Annotated in this window: 15 protein-coding genes and 1 tRNA gene; 11 read left to right on the top strand and 5 right to left on the bottom strand. The window is 54.6% G+C overall.

All coding sequences use genetic code 11. The annotated features are described in order from the left end of the window. Nucleotides 1-63: 63 nt before the first annotated feature. The 4 genes from ACR0DU_RS07520 to ACR0DU_RS07505 all read right to left on the bottom strand — a co-directional run bounded on the left by ACR0DU_RS07520 (nt 64) and on the right by ACR0DU_RS07505 (nt 6477). The gene (locus ACR0DU_RS07520) at nt 64-2571 is read right to left on the bottom strand and encodes a GcvT family protein (RefSeq protein WP_480873397.1); all 2508 of its coding nucleotides are present in this window, start codon (nt 2569-2571) and stop codon (nt 64-66) included. A 138-nt stretch (nt 2572-2709) separates the two neighbouring features. Next, entirely contained in the window at nt 2710-3954 is a 1245-nt protein-coding gene (locus tag ACR0DU_RS07515) for a hypothetical protein (protein WP_480873395.1), read from the bottom strand. A 111-nt stretch (nt 3955-4065) separates the two neighbouring features. Continuing rightward, complete coding sequence (locus ACR0DU_RS07510) at nt 4066-5463, bottom strand: FAD-binding oxidoreductase (RefSeq protein ID WP_480873393.1); 1398 nt, start codon at nt 5461-5463, stop codon at nt 4066-4068. Nucleotides 5464-5490: 27 nt separating this feature from the next. After that, nucleotides 5491-6477: a 2-hydroxyacid dehydrogenase gene (locus tag ACR0DU_RS07505; RefSeq protein ID WP_319546542.1), complete on the bottom strand. Its 987-nt coding sequence runs from the start codon at nt 6475-6477 to the stop codon at nt 5491-5493. Nucleotides 6478-6631: 154 nt separating this feature from the next. Here ACR0DU_RS07505 and ACR0DU_RS07500 point away from each other — a divergent pair, with 154 nt between their 5' ends. Beyond that, nucleotides 6632-7135, top strand: coding sequence for an SH3 domain-containing protein (locus ACR0DU_RS07500; RefSeq protein WP_010443315.1), 504 nt, complete (start codon nt 6632-6634; stop codon nt 7133-7135). Between the two features lie 28 nt (nt 7136-7163). Here the strand turns inward: ACR0DU_RS07500 and ACR0DU_RS07495 are convergent, their stop codons facing one another. After that, the gene (locus tag ACR0DU_RS07495) at nt 7164-7673 is read right to left on the bottom strand and encodes a ferritin (protein ID WP_010443316.1); all 510 of its coding nucleotides are present in this window, start codon (nt 7671-7673) and stop codon (nt 7164-7166) included. Between the two features lie 365 nt (nt 7674-8038). Here ACR0DU_RS07495 and ACR0DU_RS07490 point away from each other — a divergent pair. The 10 genes from ACR0DU_RS07490 (at nt 8039) to ACR0DU_RS07445 (ending at nt 17612) form a co-directional block, all read left to right on the top strand. Then, nucleotides 8039-8113 (top strand) — tRNA-Gln (locus tag ACR0DU_RS07490). A 616-nt stretch (nt 8114-8729) separates the two neighbouring features. Then, on the top strand, nt 8730-9404 hold the full coding sequence (locus tag ACR0DU_RS07485; RefSeq protein WP_170709972.1) for a GntR family transcriptional regulator: 675 nt from the start codon (nt 8730-8732) through the stop codon (nt 9402-9404). Between the two features lie 288 nt (nt 9405-9692). Then, complete coding sequence (locus tag ACR0DU_RS07480; RefSeq protein WP_170515330.1) at nt 9693-10730, top strand: TRAP transporter substrate-binding protein; 1038 nt, start codon at nt 9693-9695, stop codon at nt 10728-10730. A 6-nt stretch (nt 10731-10736) separates the two neighbouring features. Then, nucleotides 10737-11336, top strand: coding sequence for a TRAP transporter small permease subunit (locus tag ACR0DU_RS07475; RefSeq protein ID WP_170780667.1), 600 nt, complete (start codon nt 10737-10739; stop codon nt 11334-11336). Then, entirely contained in the window at nt 11329-12672 is a 1344-nt protein-coding gene (locus ACR0DU_RS07470) for a TRAP transporter large permease subunit (protein ID WP_170515324.1), read from the top strand. Before ACR0DU_RS07475 ends, ACR0DU_RS07470 begins: the two co-directional genes overlap by 8 nt. A gap of 10 nt (nt 12673-12682) precedes the next feature. Continuing rightward, nucleotides 12683-13501 carry an SDR family oxidoreductase gene (locus tag ACR0DU_RS07465; RefSeq protein ID WP_170780668.1) on the top strand — a complete coding sequence of 273 codons (819 nt, stop codon included), beginning with the start codon at nt 12683-12685 and terminating at the stop codon, nt 13499-13501. After that, nucleotides 13498-14460 carry a 3,5-dioxohexanoate:acetyl-CoA acetone transferase gene (kce, locus tag ACR0DU_RS07460; RefSeq protein WP_480457583.1) on the top strand — a complete coding sequence of 321 codons (963 nt, stop codon included), beginning with the start codon at nt 13498-13500 and terminating at the stop codon, nt 14458-14460. Before ACR0DU_RS07465 ends, kce begins: the two co-directional genes overlap by 4 nt. A 44-nt stretch (nt 14461-14504) precedes the next feature. After that, entirely contained in the window at nt 14505-15443 is a 939-nt protein-coding gene (locus ACR0DU_RS07455; protein ID WP_170780670.1) for a 3-hydroxyacyl-CoA dehydrogenase, read from the top strand. A gap of 54 nt (nt 15444-15497) precedes the next feature. After that, complete coding sequence (locus ACR0DU_RS07450; protein WP_170780671.1) at nt 15498-17024, top strand: altronate dehydratase family protein; 1527 nt, start codon at nt 15498-15500, stop codon at nt 17022-17024. A 72-nt stretch (nt 17025-17096) separates the two neighbouring features. Beyond that, on the top strand, nt 17097-17612 hold the full coding sequence (locus tag ACR0DU_RS07445) for a gamma carbonic anhydrase family protein (RefSeq protein WP_480609117.1): 516 nt from the start codon (nt 17097-17099) through the stop codon (nt 17610-17612). Nucleotides 17613-17632: the final 20 nt, after the last annotated feature.

Below are 17632 nucleotides of genomic sequence, written 5' to 3'. Positions count from 1 at the left end.
AAGCCCACCAGAGGCGGGCTTTTTGGGGAAGGCGGTACAGGTTTGTGCCGCCTTTCTAAGTTATTAGCCGTCCTTACGGATGGTTTCATTCTTCGGATCGTAGGGGCTGTCGCATGTGACGACCGCATCCCACAGTTTGTCCTGAATTTTGACTTGAAGCTTAGTACCTTCGACCGCCAGTTCAGGCTTCACATATCCCATGCCGATGGACTTCTCGAAGGCCACCGAATAGCCACCGGAGGTCAGACGACCGACGCGCTCGCCTTCCGGCGTGTACAGCGCCTCGCGGCCCCATGGATCGGCATCGCCCGGCCCGTCGATCAGCAGAGTGCAGCATTTCACGCGTACGCCGGTCTCTTCCAGCTTGGCCTTGCCGTAGAAGTCTTTCGACAGATCAACAAAGCGTGGCAGGTCAGCTTCCAGTGGGGTCGCGTCACGGCCCAGTTCTGTACCAAACGCACGATAGGATTTCTCCTGGCGCAGCCAGTTTTGTGCACGTGCACCGACCAGCTTCATACCGTGCTTCTCACCGGCTTTTTCCAGCAGGTCGAACAGGTAATTCTGCATCTCGATCGGGTGGTGCAGTTCCCAACCCAGTTCACCGGTATAGGCCACTCGGATCGCGTTCACGGGGCACATGCCGAGTTCGATCTGACGGGCCGACAACCACGGGAAGCGCTTGTTGGACAGTGCAGTTTCCGGATCGGCGTCCTTGATCACCTCTTTCAGCACGTCACGCGACTTGGGTCCGGCGATGGCGAATACGCCCCACTGAGTGGTCACGTCCTGGATCTCGATATAACCGAACTCCTCCATCTTGTCCTCGGCCGCCTTGCGCAGATAGTCGGCGTCGTACTCGGTCCAGGCACCGGCAGAGACGATGTAATAGTTGTTCTCGCCGTTGCGGACGATAGTGTATTCGGTGCGGGTGGTGCCGTGTGAGGTCAGCGCGTAGGTCAGGTTGATGCGACCAACCTTGGGCAGCTTGTTGCACGTAAACCAATCCAGGAACTGGGTCGCACCAGGGCCTTTGACGACATGCTTGGTAAAGGCCGACGCATCGATCAGGCCCACGCCTTCTCGGATCGCTTTGGCTTCTTCGACGGCATACTGCCACCAGCCACCGCGGCGGAACGAACGGCTTTCCTTGTCGAAATTGTCCGATGCATCCAGCGGGCCGAAATAGTTCGGACGCTCCCAGCCGTTGACCCAGCCAAACTGAGCACCGCGCGCCTTCTGACGATCATAGGCCGGAACAGTTCGCAGCGGACGGCAGGCTTCACGCTCTTCGTCGGGGTGGTGCAGGATGTAGACGTGCTCATAGCACTCTTCGTTCTTGCGCGCCGCGAATTCGGTGGTCATCCAGTTGCTGCTGTAGCGTTTGGGGTCAAGCGAGGCCATGTCGATCTCGGCTTCGCCGTCGACCATCATCTGCGCCAGATAGTAGCCGGTGCCGCCAGCAGCGGTGATGCCGAACGAGAAACCCTCGGCAAGCCACATGTTGCGCAGACCCGGCGCCGGACCAACCAGTGGGTTGCCGTCAGGGGTGTAGCAGATAGGGCCGTTGAAATCGTCCTTCAGACCGGATTCGGCGCAGGAAGGCACACGCTCGGCCATCGCCATGTATTGATCGGCAATCCGGTCCAGATCCAGCGGGAACAGGTCTGCGCGGAAGCTGTCCGGCACGCCGTGTTCGAACTGCGCAGGCGCGCCATGTTCGTAGATACCCAGAATCCAGCCACCGCGTTCTTCGCGGGCATAGGATTCATTGTCGGCATCACGCACAACGGGGTGTTCGGGGTTGCCCGCTTCACGCCATTTGACCAGTTCGGGGTCTTTATCCATGACGATGAAGGTGTGCTCGACCGGAATGGCAGGCATCTTGATGCCCAACATCTTGGCAGTGCGCTGCGCGTGGTTGCCTGATGCGGTCACCACATGCTCGGCAGTGATCACAACCTGCTCATCTGAAGGAACGAGGTTGCCGCCTTTCTCGACCATCTTGGTGCAGGTGACTTCCCAGTGGGTGCCGTTCCAGTGGAACGCATCGGCCTGCATCTTACGCACGATGTCGACACCGCGTTGACGAGCACCCTTGGCCATCGCCTGCGTTACGTCGGCAGGGTTAATATAGCCATCCTCGGTGTGATAAATCGCACCCTTCAGATCCGAGGTTTCGATCAGCGGCCAGCGCTCTTTGATTTGGTCAGGGGTTAGCCATTCATAGGCAACGTCGCAGGTCTCAGCCGTTGAAGCGTAGAGCATGTATTCGTCCATACGCTCTTGCGTCTGTGCCATGCGCAGGTTGCCAACCACAGCGAAACCGGCATTTAGCCCGGTTTCTTCCTCAAGCGTCTTGTAGAAATCGACCGAGTATTTGTGGATATGGGTCGTCGCATAAGACATGTTGAACAATGGCAACAGGCCCGCTGCGTGCCAGGTAGAACCGGATGTCAGTTCGTCCCGCTCGATCAGCATCACATCATCCCAGCCCGCCTTGGCCAGGTGATAGGCAATCGAGGTTCCGACGGCGCCGCCGCCGACAACCAGTGCTTTGACTTGGGTTTTCATAGCCGGGTGTCTCCCCTTGGAATCTGTTGACACCATATGGCGCATTTGTGGTGCCCGGCGCGACATTCATCCGACCAGTGATAATAGAAAAACGACCCGCAATTGATGCAGGTTCGTTATTCGGGCGTGACAATCCGATCAGTTTTTACCGAAGGTGCAGCGTTTAGAGCTTCCACTCATTGCGCAGGAAGATCCTTCGTTTCCTTTTTGAACACGGACGTCTGAGCGTCCTGCGTTTGCTGCAGCGGCGACTGCGCCGCCGCCAAATGCCCCAAAACCGGGGATTTTCTGTAGCAATCCATCGATAAAACCGCCACCCGAGTCAGTCGGACTGGCGTCGGCTTGACGTTGATCCGATTGCAATATCAACTCAAGCGCCTTTCCATAGGCCACCTGCAAATTGTCCTGATTTTCAAAGACTTTGCCGCCAGTGATATCGGCCAGACCTTCTGCGTTGAAATCCGTCGCTGTGAGCGTGTTCAACATCACAGCTCCGATATCCATGTTCTCGAGTTTCTGCTGTGTCACCTTGTCCTGCACAGCCACCATTTTCCCATAGAGGTCCAGCATTTTTCCTGCCATTTCAGGCTGTTCCTCCAGTGAAACATAAATACCCTGCCCCGTCGCAACCGAGGGAAATTCCAATAGTGCATTCAGCCCGGCCAAATCGACTGAATTCAAAAACTGCCGGATCGTGGCATCGCTTGCATTGGTGTGCAGACGCAGCACTACCTCTTCATCAAATCCGATGCGACCTTTGATCTTACGGATGTCGCTTTCTTGAACATCGCCAGAAAGACCCTCGGTCACTTCCGCAAACGCCACTCCATCAATGACGGCATATCCGTTAGAAAACTGCATCGCGTTCATAAAGTCGGCCTGTCGCCCCAGTGCCAGACCAACCAGAGTATTGCGTGCTTTCTTAGGCTTCAATGTGATGTCGAACCAGACGATTTCACCATCTTTTTCATAAACATAACCCGACTCTGCCAGCTTACGTATCAGACCCTCGCGCCCCTCATTCGTGAGGCGCTGTAATTCAGCCTGGCCGGAAATAGAGCTGATGATGGGCGATATTTCATACCCCGACAGAACCGCCTGAACCGGCTTGCTATCGGCATCTATAAGATCATAGCGGCTCCAACCCTCGGGGGGAGATGGCAAAAAGGATTTTGTGCCCGCATCCCAGCTTTTCTTGCGCTCACGTTCGGCCTGCTTGGCGACCTGCTCGGCCTTATACAAGCCGAAACGATCATTGATCGTTTCGATATAACCTGCAAAGGACAATGTATTGTCGTGCTTTTTATCCTGCTGGTAATAGTCAAGACCCGCGATAACAATCGCCGCGATCAGCAAAAATCCAATGAACCGCAAGGCGCCCATAAATCAACCTCAGAATCAATTAGTGCTCTGAAGAGATTCAATCCTATGAAATTTGGGCGTGGATATGACCGATCCTTGGAATTATCTGTCCGTCGACATACAGCTTATATACTAAAGAATCTTCCCCGGATTCATGATGTTATCAGGGTCCAGCGCCGATTTTATCGCCGCCATATAGGCCGTGGCTGCACCCAGTTCTTTCACCAGATAAGGGCGTTTTCCTTGCCCTATTCCGTGCTCCCCAGTGCAGGTGCCTTCCATCGAAATGGCCATATCGTTCAGCCATCCAACGAAATCCTCAGCGCTTGCGACTTCAGTCGGGTTGTCCATATCGATCAACAACAGAGTATGGAAGTTTCCGTCTCCGACATGACCCACAATCGGGGCCAGCAATCCCAACTTGGCAGCTTTTTCCTGTGCGGCTGTCACACAATCGGCCAGACGCGAGATCGGAACGCAAACATCCGTTGAAATCCCCTGCGCGCCCGGTCGCAATTGCAGGCTGGCCCAGTACATGTCGTGCCGGGCTTGCCACAGCTTGTTGCGCTCTTCGGTTGTCGAGGTGGTGGTGATATCGCTGCCACCGAATTCTCCCGCGATTTGCCCAAAGGTCTCGGCCTGCTCAGCCGCTCCGCTGTCGGAACCGTGAAACTCTAGCAAAAGCAGAGGTGTTTCAGGGAGGTCCAGCCCCGAATAGGCGTTTGCCGCTTTGACAGACATCTGATCCAGCAGTTCGATCCGTGCAACAGGAATTCCATATTGAATGGTCAGCATCACAGCTTGGCATGCCGCATCCACTGTTGGAAATGAACAACGCGCTGAACTGATGGCCTCGGGTATACCATGCAGACGCAAAGTGATCTCAGTGATGATGCCTAACGTCCCCTCGGCACCAATCAACAGACGTGTCAGATCATACCCGGCCGAGGACTTGCGAGCCCGATGCCCAGTGCGGATCACTTGCCCGTCAGGCATCACGGCCTCAAGGCTAAGCACGTTGTCTTTCATTGTCCCATAACGCACTGCGTTGGTGCCAGACGCGCGCGTCGCGGCCATGCCACCCAGAGACGCATTCGCGCCCGGATCAATGGGGAAGAACAGACCCTGATCCCGCAGATGGGTATTCAGATCGGCGCGGGTGACACCCGGCTGTACCACGCAATCCAGATCACCGACGTTGACGGCCAGTATCTTGTCCATCTGGCTCAGATCGACGGAAATCCCACCGGCAGGCGCGTTCACATGCCCCTCAAGCGAAGTGCCTGTACCGAAAGGGATTACCGGCACTTTATGCGCGGCACAGACCTTAACGATATTCGCAACTTCTTCGGTAGAGTGCGGAAAGACCACCGCATCAGGGCTCTGGTTCACGATCCAGGTCGTAGTGTGCCCGTGCTGCTCACGGATCGCGGCACCGGTTTGCAGCCGGTCTCCGAATCTTTGTTTCAGAACTCCAACAGCGGTTTCTATTCCGGATTCATTTCGCTGCAAAGCGGCTGCCTGCACCATTGCGTTCCCTTTCCTTCAGGCCGCGGCCTATAGCATTGCAGGCACAACCTGATCAGGCGGCCGATGGCCGTCCTCGAATGTCTTGATGTTGATGATGACCTTCTCACCCATCTCGATCCGACCTTCGAGCGTGGCCGAACCCATATGAGGCAACAAAACTACATTTGGCAGTTGCCGAAGGCGAGGATTTACGTCTGTGCCCTGCTCATAAACATCCAAGCCCGCACCAGCAATTTCTCCCGCACGGATCATCCGGGTCAACGCGTTTTCGTCTACGACTTCACCACGTGAAGTATTCACGATCACAGCCGAGGGTTTCATCAGCTTCAATCGCCGCGCGTTCATTAGGTGAAATGTCGAAGGCGTCGACGGGCAATTGATCGAAATGACATCCATTCGTGCAACCATCTGGTCAAGGCTTTCCCAGTAGGTCGCTTCCAACTCTTGTTCAATCTCTGGGCGCAGGCGGCGGCGATTGTGATAGTGCACCTGCATTCCAAAGGCACTGGCACGGCGGGCAACCGCCTGCCCGATCCGGCCCATGCCAAGAATACCCAACCGGCGTCCACCAACTCTGCCACCCAGCAAGGCAGTCGGAGCCCACCCGGCCCAATCGCCTTTTTGCATGACGCCCAGCCCCTCAGGGATACGCCGGGTCACCGCCAGGATCAGTGCCATCGTCATATCTGCGGTATCGTCGGTCAGTACGCCTGGAGTATTCGAAACAAGAATGCCCCGCTGCCGCGCTGTCGCTACATCTATATTGTCGACACCCGCACCGTAGTTCGCAATCAAGCGCAAATTCTCGCCTGCCTGCCCCAAAATACCGCCATCAATGGTATCGGTGATGGTTGGGACCAGCACATCTGCTTCTTTCACTGCGGCAGTCAGTTCTTCGCGTGTCATGGGATCATCGTTGTCCCGCAGCTTTACATCGAAAAGCTCGCTCAACCGGGTTTCCACCGCTTCGGGTAACCGTCGCGTAACGACAACACTCAGACGTTCTCTTGGCACCTTAGCCCTCCTACCGCTTTGCAAACAGCCGCGCGCCATGGCATCGTGGCGCAGGATTACACGGGGCACAAGAACCCCTTGGGCATCGTCTCAACCTTTTTTACGCACGATCGACAGGCATAAGAGCAGACAGGCAGTGAGTGCTAGTTTTTCAGTGAATCGCCATTTTGTGGCGTTGATCTCGGTGTTTCTTCTCGCGTTTGGCGTTGTGGCCGCGTCTGCGCAGGAAAAACGTGGCCAAGTCACGAATCTGCCTCTACCCCGATATGTCTCAATGAAAGCGGCCGAGGGTAATGTGCGCCGCGGCCCATCTCTGACCCACCGAATCGACTGGGTGTTCAAGCGACGCGGCATGCCGCTGCAGATCACGGCTGAATACGGAAACTGGCGCAAAGTGCAGGACCACGACGGCGCAGGGGGTTGGGTTCACTACGCTCTGCTTTCAGGCGTGCGGACTGTTCTCATAGAATCCGACTTGCTGCCGGTTTACACCCTGCCCGACTCAAATTCGCAGGTGAACGCGCATTTCGAAACCGGGGTTGTCGCCCGACTAGAGCAATGTACACCGGATTGGTGCCGCATTTCGGCCGGCGGCTATCGTGGCTGGACCCTCAAGAACAATCTTTGGGGGGTCGATCCCTCTGAAATTCGGGAATAACCACCCCTTATCCTGAATTCTGTGTTGGTTAACCCTCGGCTTGCCCGCTGCCGCGCTTGGCCAGTTCCTGATCCAGCAGCAATAGATTCCAGCGATCTCCGTTGGCCGCCTTGGCCTTATCCAAGATCGAAGTGAACAAATCCTCTTCCTCGATCTGCTCTGCCAAGAACCAGTTCAGCATATTCTGCGTACTGTATTCCTTGACCTCGTGCGCCAGTTCGAACAACGCATTGATCTGCCCGGTTACTGTCTGTTCTTGCGCCAGAGCCTGTTCGAGCACATCAACAGGCGATTCATATTCCGTTTGCGGCTTGGCGATCCCCTCCAGGTTGATCCGGCCACCCCGCTTGGCGATAAAGTCGAAAATACGCATTGCATGAGTATCTTCTTCTACGGAATGCCCCCGGAACCAACTGGCGAAACCTGGCAGGTCCTGCGCCTCGAAATAGGCCGACATCGCCAGATAGGTATACGAAGCATGAAGCTCATTATTTATTTGCTTGTTCAATGCCTCTGCAACTTGCAAGTTCAGCTTCATAATAGGCTCCTTTTTTGGATAGCGGACAATAATCACCTAGGTGAGTGATCGGGAATTTTCAATCGTCATATTTTTATTTTAACACAATATTTCAACAGGTTAATATGCGCATCATGCAATTGAAACGCAGTCGCAGGTTGAAGTTCATATGCATAAACCAAAAGCTGCGCCTTTGCCAAGAAATCCAAGAAACACTCACCTGAACCAATCCTTGGAATTCACCATCTTTTCAGTATTTCGAACACTTACCAAAGAGCGGTAGACATCACCAAACCGCTGTCAGAAAAATTTGCAGATCGATATGATATTTGTCCAAAAAAGCCCTTGAACCCCGAAAGCAACAGTCGTAGATAGCCGCTCACCGTTGGGGTGTAGCCAAGTGGTAAGGCAGCGGTTTTTGGTACCGTGTATCGTAGGTTCGAATCCTACCACCCCAGCCATAAGAACAAGGGTGTGCCGTCCGGCGTGAATCGCAACTTGTCCGGCTTGAAATGCAACTTTTGACGGGTAAGACGGCAACTTTTACTAATTCTGGCGGTTTTGGCGGACTGACCTCAGCCAACTTGTCTATTTTTCTAGATTCCAAGAACTGCCACGATACGTGCGGTCCGATGGTTCTGGATTGGGGATCCAGGGCGGGAGGCGGAAGTTCACTGCGGTTGAAATGCCGTTCTTTGGGAACTCCAGAAGCGGCTATTCAGGTCCAGAATGACGAGCTCGGCTAGGCCGCCGACGAACTGATGTCAGCGAAGCGCAGAAAGCGGACTTTGCAAACTTTAACGAACGACCCAAAACGTGGTCGGCCTGTTACGTTGCGAACCACCGAAAAGAACCCCTTAGCAGACTCTAGAAGAGTCATTGCAATAGTGTGCTTACTGCCCACTACGCCGACATTTGCTATATTCTTTTTTTTGCAAGGCTGGCCCTACTTGAACTCACAGTTTGCGCGGTGGAAGGGGCGGTCAACACCTCTTGTCCGATACCCGCTGAATTGGGTGACATGGAGTGGTAATGTAAGGTGGATTTCCTAACTGAATGTGTGCGAATAGATGGGTCATGCTCAAAAATGCCAAACCGATTCAGAAAGAGAAATTTCACGATCAGGTCTATGATCAACTGTGCACTCTTTTGCGCGAAGGTGAATTTACACCTGGTCAGGCGGTGCATGTCGCTCGGGTCGCCGAAGCGTTTGGCGTGAGCGCCATGCCTGTTCGCGAGGCGCTCACGCGTCTCCAGGCGATTGGAGTGGTGGCAAATGTATCGGGGCGTTCGCTGGGCGTTCCCAGCCTCGGATATGACGAACTTACTGACCTGCGCGATGTGCGCCTGGAAGTTGAAACGTTGGCTGTCAAATGGGCGCTGGCCAATCGTGACGATGCGTTTTTGACCGAGCTCGAGATACTGCTGAAGCAGTTGGAGGCAGCTGAGCAATCCGACGATGTACAGGGATATATCAAGGCCAACTACGAGTTTCATCTAAGGATATATCAACAGTCGCACTCTCCGGTTTTGATCGACATCATCAACACGCTTTGGCTACGGGTCAGCCCGCATCTGTATCAACTGGAGCGAAAAAATCAGTACAAAGTGTCCAACAATCATCACCGGAAAATTGTGCAAGCCATTCGCGACGGCGACGAACCAACCGCCACGCAGGAACTGTTTCTCGACATTTCGGATGCTTATGACGTGCTGGTGAAAACTTTGTTTGATGATGGCACGCCTGCCTGAAGCATGCAGCAAGAACGCGTTATCGATTTTGCAGAGTGTCGAATGTCCAAGATGCACATCGTGATAGGCGATGTTCAGGAATTTCGTTTTCGGCCTCGATTCTTAGAATCGTAGTGTTATGTGAGGTCCCCAAGTCAGCCTAAACCTATCCAACCAATTGGAATCATGCGCAACAATGGGCAATTATTATTAAGTTGATTTTTGATCAATAATCAAAATATCATGCATCAGCCTTACGAACTGGCCGCTATGGATGTTCGTGTCGGGCATAGTTACGGGAGGAATACAGTGAAATATTCGAAAATTGCCGCGAGCCTTGTTGCCGGCTCCATGGCTTATGGCGCGACTTCGGCATCCGCAGATATTCTGGACGTCCACATGAGCATTCCAAAGGATCTGACGTTCCTGGCGGACAGCGCTAAGATCATGGATGAAACCTTGCGCAACATGAGCGACGGCGATGTTGGTCTGCAACTCTATGGATCGGGTGAACTGGTTCCCGCAGGTGAGATTCTTGATAACGTTAGCTCCGGGGCGATCCCGGCGGGATGGAGCTTCCTTGGTCAATGGGGCGGCAAAATCCCAGTGGCTCAGATCGGGGCAACCCCCTTTGGGGCCGGACCAGATGCGTTGGCGGCTTGGCTGCATGTGGGCGGTGGTCTCGAAATCGTTCAGCGCGGGTTTGACGATCTGAACATTAAGGTACTGGCCTGCCACATCACCGCGCCCGAACCGGGCGGCTGGTTCAACAAAGAGATCAATTCAGTCGAAGATTTTAATGGTCTGAAGATGCGCATGGGTGGCGTTGGTGCACGTGTTCTCAACGAATTTGGCGCATCAGCTCAGTTCATGCCCGCAGGCGAAATCTATCTTGCGTTGGAACGTGGCCGCATCGACGCGACCGAATTTTCCTTGCCAATTATCGACAAGGATTTTGGCTTCAACCAGATCGCAAAATATCAATACTATCCGGGATGGCACCAGCCGGGCAGCGTTGATGTGCTGATGATCAATATGGATGTCTGGAATGGCATGAGCGCGGCTGAACAGGCGATGTATGAAGCGGCCTGTCAGGTCAGTATGGCCTGGACGTTGCAATATGCCCCTGCGGCCCAAACGCCGCAGATCGAAGTGTTCGAGGGGGGTGGCACCATTGTCAAATCCTTCCCAGACGAAGTTCTTGCGGAACTGCGGATTGCTACAGAACGTGTGCTAAGTGCCGAAGCCGAGAAAGATGCGCTTTATGGCGAGGCCTACCACTCGATGAAGGACTTCGTGGCGTCGTCGGGACGCTGGACCGGCCTGCAAACTCTCCCCGCCGAGTAAGCCAAAATGGCACACGATATGGACGCTCCACCGAGTGATCCAAATCGTGGTATCGGCCCTGTCCATACGGTTCTTCGCGGGATCGTATGGATAGGTCGGGCCGCGGCTTGGCTCATTATTCCCATCCTCATTCTGGTTCTTATTGGCGTGACGCTGTCAGCAGCCAAGGTCGGTACAATCCTTCGGTGGGAAAATGACATTTTCCTGTTTGGGTCCAAGCTGACACTTTCTAGTATCGGCGATTTGCAATGGCACCTCTTTGGAATCATGCTGATGCTCACAATGGCCGGAGCAATCGTCAGCGACCGTCACGTGCGCGTCGATTTCCTACGTCAGCATTTTAGTAAAAAAACGAAGGACATCATTGAGGTGATAGGCCATCTGGCTCTGTTGATGCCTCTTTGCGTCATCGTAGTTTTCCACGGTTATGACTTTACATTGCGTTCATTCAACATGGGTGAAGGTTCGGATTATGACGGTATGTATGACCGGTTTTTTTTGAAGGCGTTTCTTCCCATCGGCTTTGGTTTGATGCTGATTGCCGGTCTCGGCCTGACTATCCAAAAACTCAAAAGTCTGTTCGGGACGGGGGATTCCCATGATTGAACACATCATTCCCCTATCCATGGTCATTTGTTTGCTTTTGGGAATTTTCAGTGGCTATCCGGTTGCCTTTGTTCTCGGCGGCATCGGAATTCTGTTTTCTTTTATCGGCGGTTTGCCATTTGCATTCCTCAAAATTGGCGTCTCGCGCATCTACGCAGGCGTTATTGAAAACTGGCTTTTGCTTGCGGTGCCCCTGTTCGTCTTCATGGGTGCGATGCTCGACAAATCCGGTTTAGCTCAAAACCTTCTCTATTCGCTTGAGCGCGCATTGGGTCGGAGACGAGGCGGGTTGGCCATTTCCGTCGCCTTATTGGGCATCATCATGGCGGCCAGCACTGGCATCGTTGGTGCTTCGGTGGTCATGCTGAGCACACTGGCTCTGCCCATTATGCTGCGCGAGAAATACAAGCCGGAGCTGGCTGTTGGCACCATTGCGGCCTCGGGCACTCTGGGAATTCTGATTCCGCCTTCGATCATGCTGGTTCTGGTGGGCGATATTCTTCAGATTTCCGTTGGCGAGCTGTTCCTGGGGGCCGTAGTTCCTGGCCTGCTGTTGGGTGGCCTGTACATCGGCTATATTGTATTCGTTGCGTTGACGAAGCCAACCGATGCCCCTGTATCAACACAGGTTCCAGCCGAAGGATCCCTAGCACTGGCGCTGCTGCGCGACTTGTTTGCACCGCTTGTTCTTATCCTGACTGTTCTTGGGTCGATTGCCACGGGTACGGCCACCCCGACCGAAGCCGCAGGTCTAGGCGCGATTTGTGCGATGATCCTCGCGGCCATCAATCGCAAACTGACCTTTAAAACCCTGTCCGGCTGCGTCCGAGAAACAGGCAATACTTCTGCGATGATACTAGGCGTATTAGTTGGCGCCACGATCTTTGGCATGGTCTTCAAGGGCCTCAAGGGTGACAAGATGATCGAGAACGCAATCCTGTTCTTCGATCTTGGTGCTTACGGCACACTGGGCATCCTGCTTCTGCTGATCTTCATCATGGGGTTCTTCCTGGAATGGGTCGAGATCAGCTTTATCGTCCTTCCACTATTTGCGCCTATCGTAGCGGGATTGGACTTTGGGCTAGGGATATCCCGTGAACAACAACTTTTGTGGTTCGCCATGCTTGTGGCGGTCAATCTGCAAACCAGTTTCCTGACGCCACCCTTCGGCTATTCACTATTCTACGTCAAAGGCGTCGCCCCACCCGAAATCTCTATCCGCATCATCTATCGCGGCATCATCCCTTTTGTAGCGCTGCAACTGGCAGGTCTTGCCCTTCTGATCATTTGGCCAAGCCTTGTGCTCTGGGTCCCGGATGCGGTCTTCGGCAAGTAGAGGCGGTGACATGACCACTAACTCATCTAGTAACCAGACAGAGGCAAGGCAGATGTCCCTGCCGGGGTTGGAGGGCAAGAAGGTCGTGATCACGGCCGGTGCCAGCGGAATCGGGTTCAGCATAGCAAGGATGCTCAATTCACAAGGTGCCCAGATCGCGATTTGTGATGTCGATACAGACGCGCTGCGTCGATCTTGCGTTGAGCTTGAAGGATGCATCGCGGTTGAGGCGGACGTCTCGAACGAAAATGCGATAGATGGCTTTTTTGACGAGGTTCAGGAGGCTTTTGGCGGGCTGGACGCATTAGTGAACAATGCTGGGATAGCCGGGCCAACCGGCAATCTAGAAGACCTTTCGCCCGCAGACTGGCGTCGGTGCATCGACATCTGCCTCACCGGTCAGTTCCTGGCCGCTCGACGGGCGATACCCATGATCAAAGCACGGGGCGGCGGCGCGCTTGTCAACATGGCCTCCGCTGCTGCCAAGCATGGCTACGCCAGACGCTCCCCGTACTCAGCAGCCAAATTTGGCGTCATCGGCCTAACCCAAAGTCTCGCCAAAGAGTTAGGCCCCTCCAATATTCGCGTGAACGCTATTCTGCCCGGGTTCGTCGATGGGCCGAGGATGGAAAAGGTGATCCACGATCAGGCTGTTGCCACGGGTGTCAGCGATGCGGTCATGAAGGACGAGTATCTCAACAAGATTTCCATGCGTCGCATGGTGAGCCCCGATGATGTCGCGGCAACTGTCGCGTTCCTCATCTCGGACGCTGGCGTGAACTTGTCAGGGCAATCTCTTGCCGTTGACGGAAATGTGGTAACACTATGACACTAAATGTAAAATCAACAGAGAATATAAGCAACGGCGCAGGCAAAGTCATCATCACATGTGCCGTAACCGGCGCGATTCACACGCCGTCTATGTCGCCCCACTTGCCGGTGACGCCGGAAGAAATCATCGATGATTCCCTCGCCGCCGCCGAAGCCGGAGCCGCGATACTTCACCTGCACGCACGCCATCCAGACGGGCGGCCTGACCAGAGCCCCGAGGGGTTCGCCGCGTTCCTGCCTCAAATCAAGCAAAGCTCAGGCGCTGTGGTCAACATCACAACCGGTGGCAGCCCGTATATGAGCGTCAAAGAACGCGCCGCACCCGCTGCGACATATCAACCCGAGCTGGCCTCGTTAAACATGGGGTCTATGAACTTTGGCCTCTATCCTATGCTAAACCGGTTCAAGACCTTCGAACATGCATGGGAACGCGAGCATCTGGAGGGTTCCCGCGATCTCGTCTTCCGCAATTCGTTCAAGGACATCGAGTATGTTCTGGAAACCTGCTATGGCAACGGTACGCGGTTCGAGTTCGAATGCTACGATACCTCCCACCTCTACAACCTTGCGCATTTTGCGGATCGCGGCTTGGTCAAAGCGCCGTTTTTCGTTCAGTCAGTCTTTGGCTTGCTGGGTGGCATCGGTCCCCACCACGAAGACGTCCTTCACATGAAACGCACAGCTGATCGTCTGTTCGGAGACGACTATCGCTGGTCCGTTCTGGGCGCTGGCGCGAACCAGTTCCGCATCGCGACGCAAGCGGCAACCTTGGGCGGCAATGTTCGCGTTGGGCTAGAAGACAGCCTTTGGGCCGGCCGCGGCGAACTTGCCCAATCCAACGCGGTACAGGTTCGCAAGATCCGGACCATCGTTGAAGGGCTTGGCCTTCAAGTCGCCACACCCGATGAAGCCCGTGAAATTCTGGGCCTCAAAGGCGGCGACCAGGTGGCCTTCTAAGCAATTCCTGACACCGATATTCCTCACACCATGGACGAAAACTTATGAGCAAAATCGCTATTATAGGCGCAGGGTTGATTGGGCAGGGTTGGGCAGCGGTATTTGCACAGGCCGGGTACGATGTTGCGATGTATGATCTGTCGCCTGAGGCCGCGCAAAACGCTTTAAAGGCAATGGAAAAGCGTATCGCGGATCTGGCCGAATTCGAACTCATAGATGCCTCTGATGCCCCGACAATCCTGCGGCGCATCTCCGTTGCCTCTGAGCTTGAGAACGCTGTGCAGGGCGCGATCTACGTGCAGGAGAACGGCCCCGAAAACGTCGAGATCAAACGAGAGATCACGCTGGCAATCGACGCCATCGCAGGCGCAGATGTGCCCATCGGAAGCTCAACCTCGGGCATTTCCGCGTCGCGTTATTGCGAACACATCCCAGGCAGACAGCGGTGTCTGGTCGTACACCCTATCAACCCGCCACATTTGCATCCTGCTGTCGAACTTGTTCCGTCGCCATGGACTGATCTGCACGCTGTTGAAACAGTGAACGAGTTAATGATCAAATGTCAGCGCGAAACCATCGTGCTGAGTCAGGAGATCGACGGTTTCGTTGTGAACCGCCTGCAAGGCGCGCTTTTAGAAGAGGCGTTCAGTCTGGTCAGCAACGGCATCGTAACTGCCACCGATCTCGACAAGGCAATCTGCGACGGGCTTGGGCTGCGCTGGTCAATCATGGGCCCAATGCAGACCATTCATCTGAACGCTCCCGGCGGCGTAACTGACTATGTTGCACGCTACGGGGCAATGTACCGGGGCTTTGGCATCGGTTCGTACGAGAACATCGACTGGACCAGCGTGGCAAATGACAAGCTGGCCACCGAACTGTCAGCGCGAACGCCGGTTGAAGATATCCCTGCTGCACAGGTCAGTCGTGACCGCAAACTGATGTCCCTGCTACGCCACAAGAAAGACACTCAGGAATGCTAACTTCGTCGTTCCAGCAAGACCGCATTCTCAACGCCAAAACTTAGCGGAATCCCCATGACACAACAACGCATTCTCACCCTGAGCGACCACGACAACATCGCGGTTGCACTGCAAGACATCGAACCTGGCACCGAACTTTCGCCCATCGACCTAGTCACCCCATCAGCAATCCCTTCGGGCCACAAAATCGCCCTCTCAGACATCACGCGCGGTGAAGAGATCATCAAATACGGGCGTGTCATTGGTCTTGCCACCCAAGACATCTTGCGCGGCGAACATGTACACGTCCACAACGTTGAAATGGCGCAATTTCACCGCTCCCAATCTTTCGGAGCCAAGGCGAGTGAAACAGATTTTGTCCCACTGCCTCAACGCGCAACCTTTCAAGGTTTTCGAAGAGAAGACGGCAAGGTCGGAACCCGCAACTACGTCGGCATTGTCACCTCGGTCAACTGTTCGGCCTCGGCCGCCAAACACTTGGCCCGCGAAGCCGAGCGTTCAGGCCTTTTGGATCAGTATCCCGGCGTTGACGGCATCGTTCCGATTGTGCACGGAGCTGGCTGCTGCATCGGCACAGACGACGAAGCATTTCGGAAGCTGCAATGCGCGATCTGGGGCTACGCCACCCATCCGAATTTTGCATCCGTTCTGATGCTGGGCCTAGGATGCGAGGCCAACCAGATCCCGCTTATGCTGGAAGCCTATGGCAGGCCTCAGAGCAAGAACTTTCAATACTACACGCTGCAAAGCGCGGGCGGTACACGCAAATCGATTGAAAAAGGCTTGCTGTGGCTTGAGAGCGCATTGGAACAAGCCGCCAAGGCCAAACGCGAAACCGTTGACGCCTCCCACCTCAGCGTGGCGCTGCAATGTGGTGGATCAGACGGATACTCCGGGATCACGGCCAATCCGGCCCTTGGCCACGCTGTTGACCTGCTAGTCAGGCATGGTGGCACCGCGGCCCTGGCTGAAACCCCCGAGATTTACGGTGCCGAGCACCTGCTGACAGATCGGGCGGCATCCCCGGCAATTGGCCAAAAACTGGTCGATCTTCTTGAGTGGTGGGAAGAATACGCCGCCAAACACGGGTCCGAAATGAACAATAACCCGACACCGGGCAACAAGACTGGCGGACTGACCACGATTCTGGAAAAGTCGCTGGGGGCCGTGGCAAAGGCAGGCAGCACCAATTTGAACGGTGTCTTTAAATACGGGGAAAAGATCACCGCCAATGGTTTGGTGTTCGTAGACAGCCCCGGTTACGATCCCGTCTCGATCACTGGACAAGTCGCCTCGGGTTGCAACATGGTCTGTTTCACGACAGGTCGCGGTTCTTGTTACGGAAACAAGCCAGCGCCATCGATCAAGATCGCGTCCAACTCAGCGATGTACGACCGTATGCAAGACGATATGGATTTGAACTGCGGGACAATTGCCCAAGGTGACGAATCCGTGGCTGAGGCCGGTCAGCGGATCTTCGAAACCATCCTCGAAACAGCCTCCGGGACCAAGACCCGTTCCGAAGAATTGGACGTTGGTGAAGCAGAATTTGCACCGTGGCAAACCTACGCCCAAATGTAGTGGGCAATTCGGGCGGGGCCTGTCCGCAAGCGCTCCACCCAAGTACTCGACGGTCAAAGAAAAGGAAATATAATGATTCATTCTTTGGACGGTTTGGAGCCGAACATAGCGGAGGGCGTTTTTGTCGCCCCGGGGTCTCATGTCATCGGCAATGTCGAAATTGCAGCGAAGGCCAGCGTCTGGTTCGGCGTTGTCATCCGAGCTGATAATGACCCGATGTACATTGGCGAAGGAAGCAATATTCAGGACAACAGCGTTTTACACTCCGACCCCGGATACCCGCTGGTCATTGGACGGAATTGTACAATCGGACACGGCGCAATTGTCCATGGTTGCAAGATCGGTGGCGGCTCATTGATTGGAATGGGGGCCACCATTCTAAACGGTGCAACGATTGGCCGAAACTGTTTGATCGGCGCAGGCGCTTTGGTCACAGAAAACACGACAATTCCTGACAATTCTCTGGTCGTCGGGACACCTGCAAAGATCAAACGGGAACTGAGTGAAGAACAGATCGAGGGCCTTCGCCAAAACGCGCGGCATTATCAGGCCAACGCGATACGGTTTGGCAGAGGTCTTTCCCGTTAATTCTCTGATCCTAAAATAAC

The organism is Ruegeria sp. G2, assembly GCF_056533505.1.
The sequence above is the reverse complement of the archived record's forward strand: the minus strand, read 5'-3'. Positions and strand labels throughout refer to the sequence as shown.